The 17,177-nt window shown below is 41.1% G+C and carries 10 protein-coding genes; 1 reads left to right on the forward strand and 9 read right to left on the reverse strand.

The window, feature by feature from the left end:
* Window positions 1-59: 59 nt before the first annotated feature.
* From hpf to FNZ24_RS04870, 3 genes are all read right to left on the reverse strand, one after another.
* The gene (gene hpf / locus FNZ24_RS04860) at window positions 60-416 is read right to left on the reverse strand and encodes a ribosome hibernation-promoting factor, HPF/YfiA family (protein WP_153913346.1); all 357 of its coding nucleotides are present in this window, start codon (window positions 414-416) and stop codon (window positions 60-62) included.
* Between the two features lie 539 nt (window positions 417-955).
* Entirely contained in the window at window positions 956-5,296 is a 4,341-nt protein-coding gene (locus tag FNZ24_RS04865) for an alpha-1,6-glucosidase domain-containing protein (protein WP_153913347.1), read from the reverse strand.
* Window positions 5,297-5,404: 108 nt separating this feature from the next.
* Complete coding sequence (locus tag FNZ24_RS04870) at window positions 5,405-8,377, reverse strand: TonB-dependent receptor (protein ID WP_153913348.1); 2,973 nt, start codon at window positions 8,375-8,377, stop codon at window positions 5,405-5,407.
* Between the two features lie 401 nt (window positions 8,378-8,778).
* On the opposite strand from FNZ24_RS04870, the gene FNZ24_RS04875 reads away from it, so the two are divergent.
* The gene (locus tag FNZ24_RS04875; protein WP_153913349.1) at window positions 8,779-9,222 is read left to right on the forward strand and encodes an OsmC family protein; all 444 of its coding nucleotides are present in this window, start codon (window positions 8,779-8,781) and stop codon (window positions 9,220-9,222) included.
* A 114-nt stretch (window positions 9,223-9,336) separates the two neighbouring features.
* Here FNZ24_RS04875 and FNZ24_RS04880 read toward each other — a convergent pair whose 3' ends face one another.
* The 6 genes from FNZ24_RS04880 to FNZ24_RS04905 all read right to left on the reverse strand — a co-directional run bounded on the left by FNZ24_RS04880 (window position 9,337) and on the right by FNZ24_RS04905 (window position 17,169).
* Window positions 9,337-9,627: a hypothetical protein gene (locus tag FNZ24_RS04880; protein ID WP_153913350.1), complete on the reverse strand. Its 291-nt coding sequence runs from the start codon at window positions 9,625-9,627 to the stop codon at window positions 9,337-9,339.
* A gap of 185 nt (window positions 9,628-9,812) precedes the next feature.
* Entirely contained in the window at window positions 9,813-13,088 is a 3,276-nt protein-coding gene (locus FNZ24_RS04885) for a S41 family peptidase (protein ID WP_153913351.1), read from the reverse strand.
* A gap of 194 nt (window positions 13,089-13,282) precedes the next feature.
* Complete coding sequence (locus tag FNZ24_RS04890; RefSeq protein WP_153913352.1) at window positions 13,283-14,182, reverse strand: hypothetical protein; 900 nt, start codon at window positions 14,180-14,182, stop codon at window positions 13,283-13,285.
* A complete protein-coding gene (locus FNZ24_RS04895; RefSeq protein WP_153913397.1) occupies window positions 14,179-14,739 on the reverse strand; it encodes a sigma-70 family RNA polymerase sigma factor in 561 nt (186 codons plus the stop codon). Before FNZ24_RS04895 ends, FNZ24_RS04890 begins: the two co-directional genes overlap by 4 nt.
* Window positions 14,740-14,921: 182 nt before the next feature.
* Complete coding sequence (locus FNZ24_RS04900; protein ID WP_194944998.1) at window positions 14,922-16,112, reverse strand: YfbK domain-containing protein; 1,191 nt, start codon at window positions 16,110-16,112, stop codon at window positions 14,922-14,924.
* Between the two features lie 208 nt (window positions 16,113-16,320).
* On the reverse strand, window positions 16,321-17,169 hold the full coding sequence (locus tag FNZ24_RS04905) for a transporter substrate-binding domain-containing protein (RefSeq protein ID WP_153913354.1): 849 nt from the start codon (window positions 17,167-17,169) through the stop codon (window positions 16,321-16,323).
* Between the last annotated feature and the right edge of the window lie 8 nt (window positions 17,170-17,177).

The raw sequence follows: 17,177 nt of genomic DNA on the forward strand, positions 1-17,177 counted from the left end.
TCCAATAAAAAACGCAGTCAAATGACTGCGTTTTTTATGCTTTAACTAACGTTAATCGTTTATTTTAAATCCATTTCTTGAACTTTTTCATGAGCGATTTCTGGAGTGGTTACTTTTGGCTTATTGTGTAAATCAGCTTTAAGCTGCCCTTTACGATGCTTTAGTGCTGCATCGAGTTTTTTGCCCGCACTAGACAGTGCTGGATACATAACAGGGTCTGAGGCTTTGGCAGCTATACGACTTCCTTCATAGTTTGTCGTGATTTCAACTTCAAATTCGCCGTGTTCTTTTGAGATGATAATATCGAGCGATATTAGCGTAGGGAAATGGCTGGCAATTTTAGTGAATTTTGCGCTAACGTCTTCTTTTACAGTATCTGTAACATCAACATGGTGACCTGAAAGATTTATTTTCATAGATAACTTATCCTTTAATAATATAGCCTTGCTATATACTTCACTTTCTAGCAGATATTTATTCTTACACAAGTAGATTTTGGGGCATGTGTCCTAGATCACAAGGGTGGTTGCATAAATTATTGTTAACTTAATAAACAAGCTGTCTGCTTTTTAATACTATTGTCATTTATTTAGTTTACAGCTTTAGTATAGACACAAAACCACAACAAAATCTGCAACTTTTGTCGTCTTTACACCAAAATTGTATTTATTGTCATTTTTCAAACAATTAACCATTATATTTGTTTAAATTTCATTCTGTTGACGTATCACTTCGATTCAACATTGCCTGTTAAGTTCGAAAATTCTGTTGAACTCGATACTCTTTTTTGAATAACCTTTAATGCAAACTGCTCATTCAAAGGTGAAAAAACCATAAAATGAGCCCATAAAATGAGTCCATAAAAAAGCCTAGCATTAGCTAGGCTTTTTCAGCGTTATAATGAGTAATTAGTGATTAAAAATGATTAACCTTACTTGTCTCATATAATGACTTGCTAGTTTACCGCATCAACGGTCAATGTCGGAGAACTAGAGCTAGGTCCTGTAACGGTAAAGCGATAAGTACCAGCTGTTGCCACATCAAACAGCATATTAGCTCCTTTCGACGCTAAGGTTTTAATATCACCTTCAATTACCGCTTCTTCACCAGCAATAGCACCAAAGTCTACTGTAGACCAGTCACCTGTTGCGATTTTAAACTCGGCTGTGCCAGCGTCTAATGCGATATCAACAGTGTACACAGACGAACCTTGATAACTTAGGGCATCGACTTCGCCCCAGCCATTCATGCCACCACGAATATACACAGTGTTACCAGCAAACATGTCTGTTTTATTCACAGTCAGAATAGGCTCATCACGATTACTCATATCTAAAGTAAAGGTGTACATTTCTTCTGTCTCAAAATTCAGGCTCATATTACTACCTGAAACAGCTAATGCTTTATCAGTGCCCAGAGTCACCGTGCCGTCTGTATCTAGGCTACCGTAGTCGACCGTAGACCAATCAGCAGAAGCGACTTTAAACTCGTGGTTTGCAGCTGAGACTAGTATTTCAGCTTGATAAATACTGCCGCCCATATACATAAGTTCATCAACTTCACCCCATCCATTCATACCACCACGAACGTAAACGGTGGTGCCAACAAATGGCTCTTCGTTATAGACAGTGAGCACTGGGTTATCTTTATCTGATGCATTAAGTGAGAACACGTATGTCGCATCAATAGCTGCAGTAAAGCTCAGGTTTGCTCCACCCGCTGCCAATGGCTCTGCAACATCTTCATCCACACCCGCTTCTGCATCAGATACGCCACCAAAGTCAACTGTGCTCCAATCCGCTGAAGCTACCTTAAAGTCATAACCACCTGCAGCTAGAGTGATGGCGACGCGATACTCACCGCTTCCGATATAAGTAAAGCTATCGACCTCGCCCCAGCCGTTCATGCTGCCACGCACAAAGACCTCTGCGCTACCGTAAGGAACAACATCAGGGGCACCCGCCGTAGCATCTGCACTTAAACCAGCACCCTGTGCATCACCTTGGTTTTTCACAAATACCGCTGTGGTGTATGCAGGTACTGTGAAGGTACCTTCACCCTCGCCTTCACTAAAGTTAGCGCTCTGTACTGTTGAATCAACTGACATTGCCAGTGTTGGATGTAAGCTGAATCCAGCAGCTGTAGACACAGTATGAGACTGCTCATTTTCACTGCCGTTAATCATCACCACCATGGCATCAACAGTTGGATCGATATCCACTAACCCTGCGCCATCATCCACACTCATGACAATCACACCTTGGGTTTGGTTTTTACCAATATTATGGAAACCCACACGGTCAATTATGTCTTGCTCTGTGGTTAAACGCAGTAATGAACTGTCTTTACGAATGGATAGGAACTCGTTAAATACATTAGAAGCAAACTCAATTTCAGACATTGAAGGCGCTGAATTTGGGTTACCTGCTAAGGCAATAATTTGCTCCATTTTCTCAGCGTTATCTTGCTCTAATGGGAGACCAACATTCCAGTTATTACTTTCTTTTGTAAAGTCGACCCAGTTAAACCAGTCGCCTGAATCATAAGTGTTTCGGTCTAAAGATTTTGACCGCAGCATGTCACCACCCATTTGTAAAAATGGAATGCCTTGGCTCATCAATGGAATGGTTGCAGCAATATTTTGCACACGAACTCGTGTATCAAGCGACATACCAATATCATTTGAGTACTGCAATATATCCCACAGCGACTCATTATCATGCTTTGACACATAGTTAATACTATCAGCCGGATCTAATGTGTAGGCTGTTGGCTGAGAGTTCCAGCTAAAGCTACTACCCGTTGCAGTATTACCATTAAAGTCTTTAAGAACGTAGTTTTGTAAATTACCCGCCATTGATAAACGTAAGGTGTCTTGATCGCGCAGGTAGTCATCTTTTTGCTCTAGCGCAAATAATGCGCCGCCGCGAACCGCTTCACGAATACGGTCATTAAAGGTACCCACTTCGCTGCCAGCCATATTGGCCTGAACCGCTTGTTCAAATAAACGATTATCGGCCACTTCACCAAAGTTCCAGCCTTCGCCGTAGAAGTAGTTATCAGCATCAACTGCTTGTACAGCATCACGTGCGGCTAAAATACTGCTTTTAGGCATATGACCCATGACATCAAATCGGAAACCGTCAAAGCCATATTGCTCAGCTAGAATCACCATCGAATCTGAGACAAACTTATCCATCATTCGATGTTCTGTTGCCGTATTATCACAACAGGTTGAAGACTCAATGTTGCCAGTAATTTCGTTATAACGGTGGTAATAACCTGGCACGACTTTATCAAGTACTGAGTTATCCCAAAGCCCAGATGAACTGGTATGGTTGTACACTACATCCAAAACAACGCGTAGACCTAAGCCATGCAACGCTTGGTTCATTTCGCGTAATTCTTTTACACGGGCAATCCCATCAGCATCGCTTGCATAGCTGCCTTCAGGTGCAATAAAGTGCTGCGGATCGTAACCCCAGTTAAAGCTGTCATAGCCGCGCATCGCATTAACTAACGCTTGAGCATCTTTTGAACCAGGTAAGGCTCCTGCTAAGATTGACTCAATTGTGGCTGACTTATCTTGGGTAACACAGGCATCAGCGTTATCTTCAATCTTGTCACACAAGGTGCCTAAGGTATCGGTGATATCTACGCGCTCAGCAGGATCTTCATTAACAGTAGCGATATCATTAACAGGTAATAAATGGAAATGAGTCACGCCGCTCTCAGCGAGCTTACGTAGATGCTCTACTGGAACACTGCCCTCTTCAGTAAAGGCTAAGTATTTGCCACGGTTCGCTTCTGAAGTACTTTCATCACGTGCACTAAAGTCACGTACATGCCCTTCATAAATCACAATATCTTCAGGGTTTGCTACCGTCATGACTTCGTGGTCATCCCAACCTTCTGGCTTTAAGTCATCGTCACTTAAATTAATAAATTGACTATAGCGGCCATTGGTAGAGACATTAAGTGAGTACGGGTCGGTTGACTCTAACGTTTCAATTGCTTTGGTCACAGGATGAAATACTGTCAACTCGTAACGGTAATACATTCTGTCTAAGCTCATATCACCACTGAATGACCAAATACCTGTTTCAGTATCTAAGCTCATAGCTTCACTGTTGGTCATATTCTTGGCTGCATCATAGATATTTAAGTTAACTGAGTGAGCCGTAGGTGCCCACACTTTAGCCATAATATTGCTACCATCGTATATGATGCCTAAATCAGCTTCGTCTGCATCATTTTCACCTGTGGTGTATAAAGCATCTAATACTTTAGCCACTTGCACATGGGTTGCAGCAACAGGTTTGTTGTCACCATCATATGCCGCCATCACTAACTGATTTTTAGCGATAACTTTTGCTTCATCTGCGCTGAAGTTTGCTTCATAGGCTGGCCAGTCAGCTAAATGTGGTACTAGGGCTTTTTGGGCATCAGTGAGTTCACTAGTGACCACTTCAACTTGTGTACCACTGATATTGCCATCATTGTCAGCTGCAATTCCTGCACTATCAGAATGATGAATAACAAACTTTGCAATGCCGTCAGGATCTTCATTCCACACAAAGGTATTTTGATCTAACCAGTGTGCACTTGCTCCTGCAATTGAAAAGCCAACATCTAAAATAGGATAGTCATAGACATCGCTTTCACCATGGATGGTAAAGTTTGTGCGGTTAAAGTTTGCCTCTGGCTCACCCTCTTCAGCCAGTACTTTAAGGTTCATGACTAAGTCGCCGTCACCTAAAGCTTTACCTGAACCTTCTGTACCAATATGGACAATAAAGTTGGCACATTCGCTATAGCCTTCTTTTAGATTAATGATCCAGTAAGCACCGTAATTAGGGTCAATTCCATCAAACGAATGGCCGTTTGCCCAATCTGTTGAGTCAAAAGGCGCGGCATAGCTATCACAAGTGTCGTTATTCCAAGTGTGTAACTTATAACCGGGGTAGTTAGGGTTGCTATCACTATTATCGTTATCTTTAATGCGGTTGTAATAAAGCACCGCTTGGTTTTCGCCTGCATAAGCGACCGGTTCTGGCAGCTCTGGGTTATAACCGACAATACAGCTTTCATTTTTAGCATCTGGAAACTTAGGTGCAGGGCAACTTAATGGCGGCGGTGGAACACATTCTGTGCCTGCAGCATTAGGTATATTTGGCACATTACACGTTAGCAGTACTTCACCTGGCTCAGATGAATCCCCACCACCACAACCAGCAAGCGCAGCTAAACTGGCTGCCGCTGCTGATAACTTTATGACTTTAGAAATACTCTTCATGAGTGACTTCTCCCCATAGAATTTTGATTAATTTGCGCCATCAGTTTGTTGTTTTTAATTTGATGACCCATCACTCGAATTAACGTTAGGTTGTTTTTATTGTTTTGGTTACATGGCATAAGTGAACCCCAAGTAATATTCACGGCCAAAGTATTGAATGGTGCCGGTTTTGTTTTCGGTTCCGAAATAACTCTTTGTGGGCTCATCGGTTAAATTATTCACTTGGAACAACACCCCTAAACCATCAGTCACTTGGTATGACGCTTGGTAATCAAGTACTGTTTCACCGTCAAAGTTCACCACTTGTTCGTTAATCGCGACTTGTTCAGAAACAAAGTCATCACGGAAGCGACCACTGATACGGGTTTCAAAACCTTCGTATGAATAAAACAAGGTTGCGCTCACCACATTGTTTGAAAGGCCTGGCAAATCTTGAGTCGCTGTATCACCACCTAAGTTGGTAATTGATTGCACTTCTGACTCTGTGTAGGAGTAACTTGCATTAAAACCAAGTCCAGACCAGCCTGCAGGCAATGAGGCAAATACTTGGGTATAGGCAAGCTCAAGACCTCGAATATAACCACCTTCAGCGTTATTAACTGCTGTGGTATAGGTACCGTTTGTGGTTTCAATTTGCTCACCACTGTCTTCATCGATAATGTAATCAGGGACGTTGAAGCCATTGCCTTTAAAGTCAAAATTTTCAATGGCGATAGTGTCGATGAACGAATCAATATCTTTATAGAAAACGGCAGCGACTATAGCGCCCTCATCAAAGTAGTACTCATAAGATAAATCGTATTGATTAGCATAAAACGGCATTAAGAAAGGGTTATTGGTACTCGAGCCATTAATTTCACCATCATCGGAAACTGATGCACTAATATCACCAGCAAGACGGTTAATTGGTGGGCGCGACATCACTTTTGCCGCAGCAAAACGCACTTGCGAATCGTCTGTTACTTTGAAGTTTAAGTTAATTGATGGCAGGTAATCGGTGTAATCCACACCTTGTACTGTAGGTGCATAGTTTTGGTTAATAATACCAATTTCATCGGTAATATTTTGCGCACCTAAAGTTGGGTCGCCTTCAACGTTTTGAAGCATAGTGGCAGATTGGTCGGTATTCACCACACGAACACCAAAGTTACCTGTGATCGGTAGTCCACCGATTTCAGTATCAATATTTGCCATTACGTAGCCAGATAAGACTTCTTCGTAAACATCACCACTTTGCAGTACTGACCATGAGTAGTTGGTGGTATAGCCTTGCGGATCAATCACACCACCAGCATTACCCCAAGTTTGTACGGGATCAGGTGTACCGTCAGGGAACCAGGCATTAAGCGCTTTGTCTAAATCAATCGCCAAGTAAGATGGGAAGTAAGAGAAGTCACCTTCCCAATCAACCACTGTCGTCATGTCGTCTGTGAGTTTTAAAGGCGGCTCAGAGTTAGAGAATGCACCATCATTACCGTATTCAAATACCGAGCGGTCATTAGAATAAGTTCGGTCAGAATAACGTGCGCCAAATTCAACACTCGAGATAAAGTCATTATCTAGCTCGTAGGTAAAATCGACTCGATATGCTTTGACTTCATCTTCATTTTCAAACGGGTAGATACCGTACTTACTGACCATTACTCGGTCAATATCTGAAAAAGCATCAGCTTGATTAAAGCCAACATCAGGTAAATCTAGACCATTGAGTAAGTAACTCACTGATACGTTTTCATCAAAAATAGGTGCATCCGCATTGGCATCAACTGCCACGTTTGACCAAAGTAGACCGTTACGGAAATCACTCTTAGCTGCGGATAACGACACATCAACATTAACATTTAAGCGATCGGTAACTTGCCAATCACCGTTAATACCAAAACTATCAACTTCATCAAAATCTTGGTTATCATCGTTGACAATTTCTACGCGGGTATAGCTTTTCGAGGTTCGGTTAAATGTGCCACCGATGACAGAGTTACCGTCATAAGTTGGGTTTGATACGCTAGCACTTGAGCCACCAAATTTTGTTCTAAACCCACGGGCAAATGATTCACTATCAAAGCGCGACATAAAGGCGTCAGCCTTTAAAACAAAGTTATCAACCGGTGCCCATTCAATGGCGGCCATATAACCGTTACGAATTTCAACACCGCCTAAATGTTGAACTTCAAAACCTTCACTTATGTACTCATTTGCAGGGTTATCTTCAGGTCCATTGGTATCGCCTTCAATGCCATCAACATCTTTAGAGTCATTGTATGCAAGACCAATGAACTGTGTTGCCACACTTGGCTGTTCAAGACGGGCATAGCCCACTGCCACACCTAAAGTATCTTCTAGGAACTTGCCTTGGTATGAGAAACTTAAGCGGTGGCCGAACTCTTCAGCACCATAAACCTCATCAGCGCGATCGTTATACATACCGCGCACGTTGGCAGTAAAGTTATGTTGTTTTTCTTTACTTAATGGGCTGACCGTCGTGAGCTCAACAGTACCTGCTACACCACCTTCAATCAGTGAAGCTTTTGGCGATTTATAAACTGCAGCTGAACTAATTAGCTCTGAAGGGTATTGGTCAAACTCAATGCTACGAGAGCCACTGGTGGATACTTGCTCACGACCATTCAAAGTTGAGAAAACAAAGCCGCCTGACATACCACGAATATTAATCTCAGCTGCCTGACCACCTGTTCGCACAGCTGAAATACCTGGCAGACGTGTTAATGCATCAGCCATTGAAACATCAGGCAGAGCCCCTAAGTCATCTGCTGAAAGTTGTTCAGAAACGGTATCCCCATAACGTTTCGAATTAAGCGAATCAATCAAACTACGGCTATAACCGGTCACATTAATCCGTTCAATTCCAGTGTCGGCTTCCACTTCTTGATTATTGTTTTCAGCTAACACATTAGTAGGCGCTGTCGTTTCAGTTGCGTTAACTTCCACTTCAGCAGTTGATGATTGAACGGTTTCCGCTTTTACCTCTTCAGCCGCAAATGCCTGACTCGGAGTTAGTATAAAACTGACTCCAGCTGCCGCTAGCGCTAGCGATAAAACACTAGGTTTACAATTGAACATTGAGTTTCCCCTCACCTTACTGACTTTATAGTCACCCAACATTCAGTTATACGACTCAGACTAATGGAATATCAGGCATTATTATTTTTCTATACTAGTCATGGATAAGTATTAGCCTCAATTTAATGCATACGTATTCATAACATTTGATTAACAACCCGCTATTATCAAATGATGCTAAGTGAATGAATTGGTGTATAAAAAACGGACAAGTGAAAATGCAAAGGTTTTTTTACGTCTAGACTAGTCGTTAAATATCTAAGCTTTAGTAGATTTCATCAGTCACTTAGGTAAAATGCTTGTTCAGCTAAAAATGTCTAGATAACAGTCTTTAAAATCATTGAGCAAAACTCAAATAAAGCTTACCTAAACATTTGAAATTGTTAATAAAGGATTTTTAGATGGGTTTTAATTTAACGGTGAAGTGGCAAGCCGATCACTTTGAGCATGCAGCGCCAGAGTTTAATCGAGATCACCAAATTGAGTTTGGTACTGGCCAAGTGATTAATGCATCTTCTGCTCCTGAGTACAAAGGTAACGAAGCTAAAGTTAATCCTGAAGAAAGTTTGCTGGCTGCTTTATCGTCTTGTCATATGTTAACTTTTCTAGCCATTGCTCATTTAAAGCGTCTCAAAGTGGATACGTATACCGATAACGCAAAAGCGGAGTTAGGTAAAAATGATTCAGGTAAAATTTCTGTCACTAAAATGAGTTTACACCCACAAGTGACGTTCGCAGATGGTGTTGAAGTTAGCCCAGAAGTACTGCAAAAAATTCATGATAAAGCCCATGCAAATTGCTTTATTGCCAATAGTATTAATTCTGAAGTAGAAATCAATCTATAGCGAATTAACATATTGATTTAAAGTAAAAAGGCCACTCTTCTGAGTGGCCTTTTTACTGCTCGTATGACTTATCAATCATTTTAATACTGTTGATATCGACCTGTGTGAGAAAGCTCAAGATGGGGAATTTTGCTCGCTTAAATCTGCGAACATTTTACTATATTCATTTTTGATCATAGTCCACATAATCAGACCGAAAAGAAGACCTGCTGCAGGGTAAATCAATAGTGCTTGGCTGAATGAATTGATTAGTTGAGTATTCATTAGAAAATGATCGATGAGATAGATAATAAATGCAGTGGAAATACCCCAGCCTAATACCCCATGAAGTAGGATAAATCGCCACTTACCACCAGCAATTAATCTCTCTAACTTTACTTGCTTTGAATAGCTAAACTCGCTCATACCCATCCTTAGGAGTTGACTTAGTTATTGACTTAACATCACTCTATATGAGCATAAGCATCAGTCATTTGGCTTACCTGCCAAAAGTAGAGTTTAAACTACATAATAAACAAGCAACTGTCGAATACTTTTTCGACAGTCGCTTGTTGCTGAACTCAAAATCAAATTTGAGGTTTTACTATGTGTTATTCAGGTAATATATCTGCAGCTGCACCACTTGCAGGGATAGGTTTAGCCTTCAGAGGTAAAATGGGAGTCTGAACCATTTCATTCTTAAGGTAACTGATTGCTTCATTTAGCTGAGCATCAATACCGTTAAACGTAGCATGAGGTAAATTATCCACTTCAATGTCAGGTGTTACCCCAAAACCTTCAACTATCCAGCGGCCATCCATTGCATACTGCGGATACTCAGCAACCCTTGCCATTCCTTTATCTGTAAGACGATTACGACCAGATAACCAGACTCCAGCACCAGCGGTTTGCTTGCCAATAATAGGTGCAATACCGAGCGCTTTGATACCAGCTGAAAAGGTCTCGCCGTCTGAGTATGTCATTTGATCTGCTAATACCACCAAATGACCTCTAAAGGTTTGCTGCATGTTGGTATTGGCTGAGCCATGAGTAGGCTGCCAAAACACCCAAGCACGACGGAGTAATTTTTCGATAATCCAACTATCAATGTTGCCACCTCGATTTCGGCGAACATCAATGATTAAGCCGTCTTTATCGTAATTAGTATAAAATTCTCGAGCAAAACTTTCGATATCACCTGAGCCCATGGCATACAAATGCAAATAGCCCATTTTACCATCACTGGCTTTAGCCACTTTGTTAGCGTTATTGTTTACCCAATCTAAATATCGCAACTTAGCATCTGTACCGTTTTCATGGGGAACAACAATCGTTTTATGGCTTTTCTTACCTCGTTTTAGCTCAAGCAAAACTTGTTTTTTAGCTTGATTTCTTAAGCTTTGAGTCACATCTGCAATATTGTTAACTGGCTTACCATTAATGGCTAAAATAATATCGCCTTGTTTGGCATCGACTTCAATGCGCGCCAGTGGCGAGGCTTGACTAGGAAGTTCAGGATCATTCTGATAGATATGACTTATCTCAATGCCTTTCGATGTTTGGCTTAACTTGGCTCCTAGGCTTGCTCCCACAACGGTATCATTCTTATCAATATCACCGCCTCGAACCTGAGAGTGTAACGAGTCTAGTTCACCCATCATTTGCTTGAAAATATCATTTAACTCACTTCTATCAGTCAATCTTTCAAGTAAAGGTTGGTACTTTTTCTTAATTTCAGCCCAGTCTTTACCGCGCATGTTTTTGTCATAAAATGAGTCTCTATGCATTAACCAAGCATCTTCAAAAATCTGCTGCCACTCTTGCATAGGTGAGATCGATAACAGCCACTGGGCTGTATCAACTTTGGTATTTTTAAGCTCAGCAGGCATTTTATCCCCTGCTGCGACAATGTGTAATTCACTTGGGTTTGATTGCTTGATCACTAACAGTTTTTCACCATCTGCAGACACTTTATAATCGGCAATATCAGCGCCAAACTCACTCAATTCAGGTGACAAATGATCGAACTTTACCAATTTCAAACTGGTTTTATTCCCGTGGGTATCCAGCAGGTAAAATTTATCTTTTAACACGGTTAATTGATCATAATTACCTGGCGCTATTGGTACTTGCCATAATCGCTGATTAATCCCTTGCCAGTCGACTCTGACCTTTTTAGTACTCATATCCGCATCATCAGCAACTTCAGCCAATTTTGCAGCATTAAGCTCAGTAGGTTTTACAAATGGGAACAGTGCTTTCTCATTTAATGCGATTGCAAAAACTTGGGTACGCTTATCAAATATCGGTCCCATATTTCTATCACCCCAAGGGGAACCTGGTGTGGCATCAAAGTGACGATTTGATAAGAAGTATAACCATTGCCCATCTGGGCTAAAGCTTGGAGAGTAAGACTCGTACTTATCACTAGTCAGAGGTTTAGACTTTTCTTCTGACAAAGAATACAACACGATTTGTGGACGCTGCTTGCCTATTTCAGCTTTCGTTACCGCAATCAGTTGGCTGTTAGCGGACCAAACAATATTAGGGTATTCACCTAGGCCTTCACCATTGGTAATAATTTTGCTGTTTTTGCCTTTTTTTAAATCTAGTAACCAAACATTACCGTCATAATCATCATGTGCGATGTATCGTCCATCAGGTGACAGATGTAAGCTGGTGCGTAAGCTACTACCATTCTTAGTTAATTGTTTTGCCCCTTCAGTGCCATCAGCAGGGTATTGCCATATTTCTTGCTGGCCTGAAGCATCACTAATGCCATAAACCCACTTACCATCCACACTTAAAATGCCATCTCTAATACGAGATTCTGCCGGACTTTGGATTTGCACTAAGCGCCTGCCATCATGACTTGCTACAGCAACATGGCTTCTTGCGGTTATGACGGCTTTATCGCCAGATGCTGCGAACTCAACTGATGTGGCATATTCCATCGGATCGTTAATCCAATGGTCGCGGCGATGAGGAAAGTCAGAGGTGAGACTGATATTCAGTATTGATGAGTTTGCGTCATCAATATCAAACATTTTTAAGTCTGCACCATGTTGGAATATAACGCGGCCTTGGTTCAGTGTCGCATCGCGAACTTGCCACTCTTTAAATTGAGTATGTTGCTTAATATCACTGCCATTAAGGGCCATTGACCAAATATTGTCATTACCCGATTGGTCACTGACAAAGTAAACTCTGTCTTGCCAAAGCATAGGTTGTCTTACAGAGCCTTGATGTTCTGTGGTGAGCTTTTGCGCTTCATTGTCGCTACCCAGTTCAAAACGCCAAATTTCACCTAATGCGCCACCGCGATAAACCTTGGCATTATCGCCACTTGCCTGTAGACCAAATTGAGTGAAGTATACATATTTACCTTGCTCATCAATCGTCCCTTCAATTGCATCCGCTAAGGGTAAATCAGTCAGTGTTAATGACGTCGGGTTAACCGTTTTAAGTACCCAGTAATTTGCAGGTCCATGAGCATTGTCTGTGGCGTAAAGCACTTCACCAGATGCAGTCCAGCCTTGCAATCTGACACGGCTGTTTTCAAAACTGACTCGCTTGGCAACTCCACCAGCTATAGGCATTACGTAGACTTCTGTCGCACCGTCATAATTCGCAGTATAGGCCACCCATTTGCCGTCTTTGGAAATCGCCGCATCCATCTCTTCAGCTGCTTGAGTGGTGATACGTTTGGCGTTTGTTTGATTTAACTGGCTTGTCCATAAGTCACCCTCGGCCGTAAACACCACAGTTTGATCATGCAATGCTGGAGCGCGGTAATAACCTTGGTTTTCGATGTTGTTCGCGAAAGCTGAAGTGCTGCATAAGCCTAATGCTAATAGACAAGCGGTAACGGAGTGACGAAGTTTCATAACCAGAAAAGTCCTTGTAAATATTATTATTTTCAAGGACTCAAACTAGCAAATAAATGCTAACTTAGCAGCATCAATTGGGCTATATCGCCCATTTAAATTATAAGAAATTGTAACCAAGTCAACGCCTCTTCAAGTGAGGCGTTAGCATCATGGCGTATCAGTGCCTTGTCAATTTCCGCACGCAAGTTATATCATTGCAAGGTTAATTGCTGTTTTAATTCAGTAAACTGCTTAAATTGTGGATGTTCAGGTTTCACAATGTCAGGGAATCGCTGTTCAATGGTTAACATATAGCGCTCAGCTTGTGCGTAATCCTGAGTATTCACTAGCTCAGTTAACTTTATCATCGCCTTTTCTAGGGAGTCATGTTGCATGGTCGGCGCTGTCATCGACTGCAATTCTTTTGCTGAAAACTCTTCTAGTACCTGCATTTCTATGCTGTGACGAGTGTCATTTTGAAGAGTGCTATTTTGAAGAGTAGATGTGCTAAGTTGATTATCTGTCTGTTGCTGTGGGATTTGCGCATCATTAATAGCAGTGTTATTAAGGACACTGCTACTCTCTGCACTGTCTCTATTTACACTGCCACTATTTACACTGTCTCTATTTACACTGCTTTGGCTCTGACTTAACTCCGTTTGCTGGGGGTCTGGCACTGCGCTACGCATCATGGCAGGTGCTGGAGTATCAGTTACGACAGGGATGCTGTCATCAAGCTCTGTCACTGCATGTTGATTAAATTCAGGGTTAAGCAGCATGACTGAGGCAATCAGCATTACCGAAGCAGCACTTGATAAAGGTAAACGATGCTTTTTCCAAAAACTCACTTTTACAACATTAGTCCTTGTTGCTTTAGCAGCGTTTGATTGAATGGAGGTTGCTTTAGCTTCGTTTGATTGAATTGAGGCTGACTTAACTGCAGGTTGAACCGCTTTTGCTTGCAATAATATTGCAGCATCAATTGCAGCTGAGGGTCTTTCAAGGTCTTGTTGCTTATACAAAGCACTAATATCTTCTTGTAATGCCGCGAACGCTTCGTCTGAAATGGCATTATTGGTGGCATCTGCTTGAGGTTTATCTTTATTACTCATGAGTTCCCCTCTTGCCATTTTATTGCAACACATTGTTTAATGCTTTGGTAGGCATAACGAATTCGGCTTTTAGTAGCCTCTAGTGTTACATCAGCAATATCGCTAATTGCTGCAGCGGTTAAGCCTAATTCTATATTAAGTAAAAAGGCTTCTTTTTGCACCGCAGGTAAATTGGCTATGCATGATTTCAGTAACTTGGCTTTTTGCACATCTTCAAGTTGCTCATCTGGGCGATTATGAGATTGTTCATTATTGGTATTGGCATCAAAGTTATCCATACCGTCATCCCCCATATCTTCAACTTTATCGAGGGGCTTAACCGCCCTAACATGGTCTATTAGAAGGTTATGGGCAATTCGATATAACCAAGTAGTGAATTTGGCGGTCACTTGATAATTACCTGCTGCATTTATCACTTTCCCCCATGTATCTTGATACAAGTCTTCAGCCAGTGAATGGTTACTCAATTGGCGCACAAAGTAACGATACAGCGGGCCTTTATGCTTGCTGTATAATTGCTCAAAAGCTGCCGTATCACCTTGCTGATAATTCAACATTAGTTGCTCATCTGACACGCTATCCGCAGTCGTCACATCATTAATTGGATCTAAGTCTGCCACTCAGTCTACCTTGGGTTACTTACTGGTATAAGTACTGGTATAAGTACTGGTATAAGTACTCGTTCATGTACCACTTTCATTACATAAACCAGTTTGCCCAGAGCAGAAGTTATTGTCTACTAAATATGTTTACTAACAGGTTGAGGTTTAGGCAATGGAATAGGCTCGACTGGCAAAATGAGTTGCTGCTTAGCCTCTGGAAGTTCTCCAATACGCTTAGATTTAATAGGCTGCGGCATTGGATATGGCTCCCGTTGATGAGGAGGTTGCGGCTTTTTGATAGACTGTTGGTACTCGGAGCTTAAGGCTATAACGGCAACAGATTCTGCCAACTCAATAAACTGACTGCGTTTGCCATTAAGCTCATCTTTAGTTGCCTCTTTGGCAATTTGAATCAATTTATTATAATCAAAATCATGTACATAATTACTTCGATTAATTAACTGCCCTAAGCCTGCCACCGCAGCAGCAAATCTAAATCCATCAGTTGTTTGCTCAAAAAACTTTTGCAGCTGATTAATATCAATCGGAAATTGATTAACAAAGCGCTGACCAGAAGTCGATCTCCCATCGGATATCGATACCTCAGCAAGTTCTGTAGCACTAAAGCGTTGTGATATTGATGAGTTATCTGTCTGACTATTCGCATCCACTTCATTTAATCTAAGCTCATATAGGACTATATACTGACGGGCGTTACTCACTGTCAGTTGTCTATTCTGAGTTGAAATTTGATACGCTTTCTCAAAACCGACTAAACGATATTCAGACACTAACCTTGGATTAAATTTCATAGTAGCCTGTAGCCAATTAAATCCAAGTACCGCCTTATCACTAGCATCTTTAGTCAAGGCGATATTGACTAATAGCAGCTGAGTACCTTGATTATAAGGAGATGGAGCAATCTCGGTCGCAATAGCATAATTACTCGATACCTCCTCAAAACCCTCAAACTCATAATCAAAGGTGTTTAATAACTGATGGCTACTAATACTATTTCGTGAAGGTAAAGTATTTTGCGCCACTGCCTGTTGCAATAACTGATAGTCAGCAGAGCTTGTTACCAGATTAAATTGTGATATTGGGGTTTCCCCCGTCACCATATTGCCGCCATGACCATTGATGGCAATTTGGCCATGATAATAACCCGGTTTAACTGGAGGATAAGCAGGTTTTTTCGGTAATGTTATCGGATCAGGAGTGACTGCTTGGACACTTTCAGTGGCATTTACACACAAAGAAGTCGCTATAAGGCTTGTGATTAATAACAAGCGACATTGATATAACCCACTTCGACTTTGCTTTTTCATTTTCAACCTCATTACCAAATCGTTGATTGATATCATTAGTAATAACGTAATCAAAATCAAAAAGGGTTATTTTTTATAAATTATTTTTGGCGCAGAAATCTAACCATTAAAAAGATAGCTTCTACTTCATCTATTTTAAACGACATCTATAACTAAATGTCATAGGTTTAAGCCTCATCTATTATTAACACTCATCTATCATTAAACCTCATCTAAGATTAAACAATTTTTCCAGTTCAGGAATTAAAATGGTCTTCTCAGCTTCACCAAAAAAATCATCATGCATCCTGATAAATGCCTCTTGAAAACTTTGCTGGCTCATCACTCTATCTATTTCACTCATGATTTCATCTCCCTTATCTCCTTTTGAGCAAGCAATATAACCATAAATAGCTTGATCAACATGGCGAATGGGAATGGATACATAATCAAGGGTCTTGTCGTTATCTCTTAAGTAAGCATCAATGACTTCACTATATTCGATTATTCCTAGCACTCTTTCTGCTTTCAACATATCCACTAATCGATTCGATGAGCTCATACCACCGCGAACATAAAACTCATGGGGATTTCTATTAATCTTCTGGTCAATAAAGTCGCCATAAGAGCGGTCTTTAACGACGCCAATTTGACCTTGGGTATTTTCAGGTAACTTTGCTAAATCGAGTTGGTTGGCAAAAATCTGTTGGTTTTTAGCTAGTACTATCAAGCGTAGAGGCGGATATATACTGATGGGATAATGAGAAAAGCTTGCCACCTTCAGTCGTTCCGGGGTTTTAATTTTATTAAACATACAGCTATTTTGCTGTTTACTTAATTCTAGCCAGCCACGAGTCATACTCACTTGCTGCTGCTCAAATGTCAGTTGGTTATCGCTAAATTCTGTGAGCAACGAAATCGCCTCCATTTCCTCAGTACCAGAAATAGACACAATGCTTTCATCAACTTCAGTCAACATCACCCCATGAACACTTGCAGTAGCAGGCTGATTTATAAAAATAAAAATAGATAAAACGTAAAAAACTAGTCCCTTAGTCTTTAACCTTTGGAACGACATAGATTGCC

It is taken from the genome of Shewanella sp. TC10 (genome assembly GCF_009663145.1).
Lineage (GTDB): Bacteria > Pseudomonadota > Gammaproteobacteria > Enterobacterales > Shewanellaceae > Shewanella.

Coding starts and splice junctions, on each gene's coding strand:
- hpf (WP_153913346.1), bottom strand. CDS start 416: ATGAAAATAAATCTTTCAGGTCACCATGTTGATGTTACAGATACTGTA.
- FNZ24_RS04865 (WP_153913347.1), bottom strand. CDS start 5,296: ATGAAGAGTATTTCTAAAGTCATAAAGTTATCAGCAGCGGCAGCCAGT.
- FNZ24_RS04870 (WP_153913348.1), bottom strand. CDS start 8,377: ATGTTCAATTGTAAACCTAGTGTTTTATCGCTAGCGCTAGCGGCAGCT.
- FNZ24_RS04875 (WP_153913349.1), top strand. CDS start 8,779: ATGGGTTTTAATTTAACGGTGAAGTGGCAAGCCGATCACTTTGAGCAT.
- FNZ24_RS04880 (WP_153913350.1), bottom strand. CDS start 9,627: ATGAGCGAGTTTAGCTATTCAAAGCAAGTAAAGTTAGAGAGATTAATT.
- FNZ24_RS04885 (WP_153913351.1), bottom strand. CDS start 13,088: ATGAAACTTCGTCACTCCGTTACCGCTTGTCTATTAGCATTAGGCTTA.
- FNZ24_RS04890 (WP_153913352.1), bottom strand. CDS start 14,182: ATGAGTAATAAAGATAAACCTCAAGCAGATGCCACCAATAATGCCATT.
- FNZ24_RS04895 (WP_153913397.1), bottom strand. CDS start 14,739: ATGTTGAATTATCAGCAAGGTGATACGGCAGCTTTTGAGCAATTATAC.
- FNZ24_RS04900 (WP_194944998.1), bottom strand. CDS start 16,112: ATGAAAAAGCAAAGTCGAAGTGGGTTATATCAATGTCGCTTGTTATTA.
- FNZ24_RS04905 (WP_153913354.1), bottom strand. CDS start 17,169: ATGTCGTTCCAAAGGTTAAAGACTAAGGGACTAGTTTTTTACGTTTTA.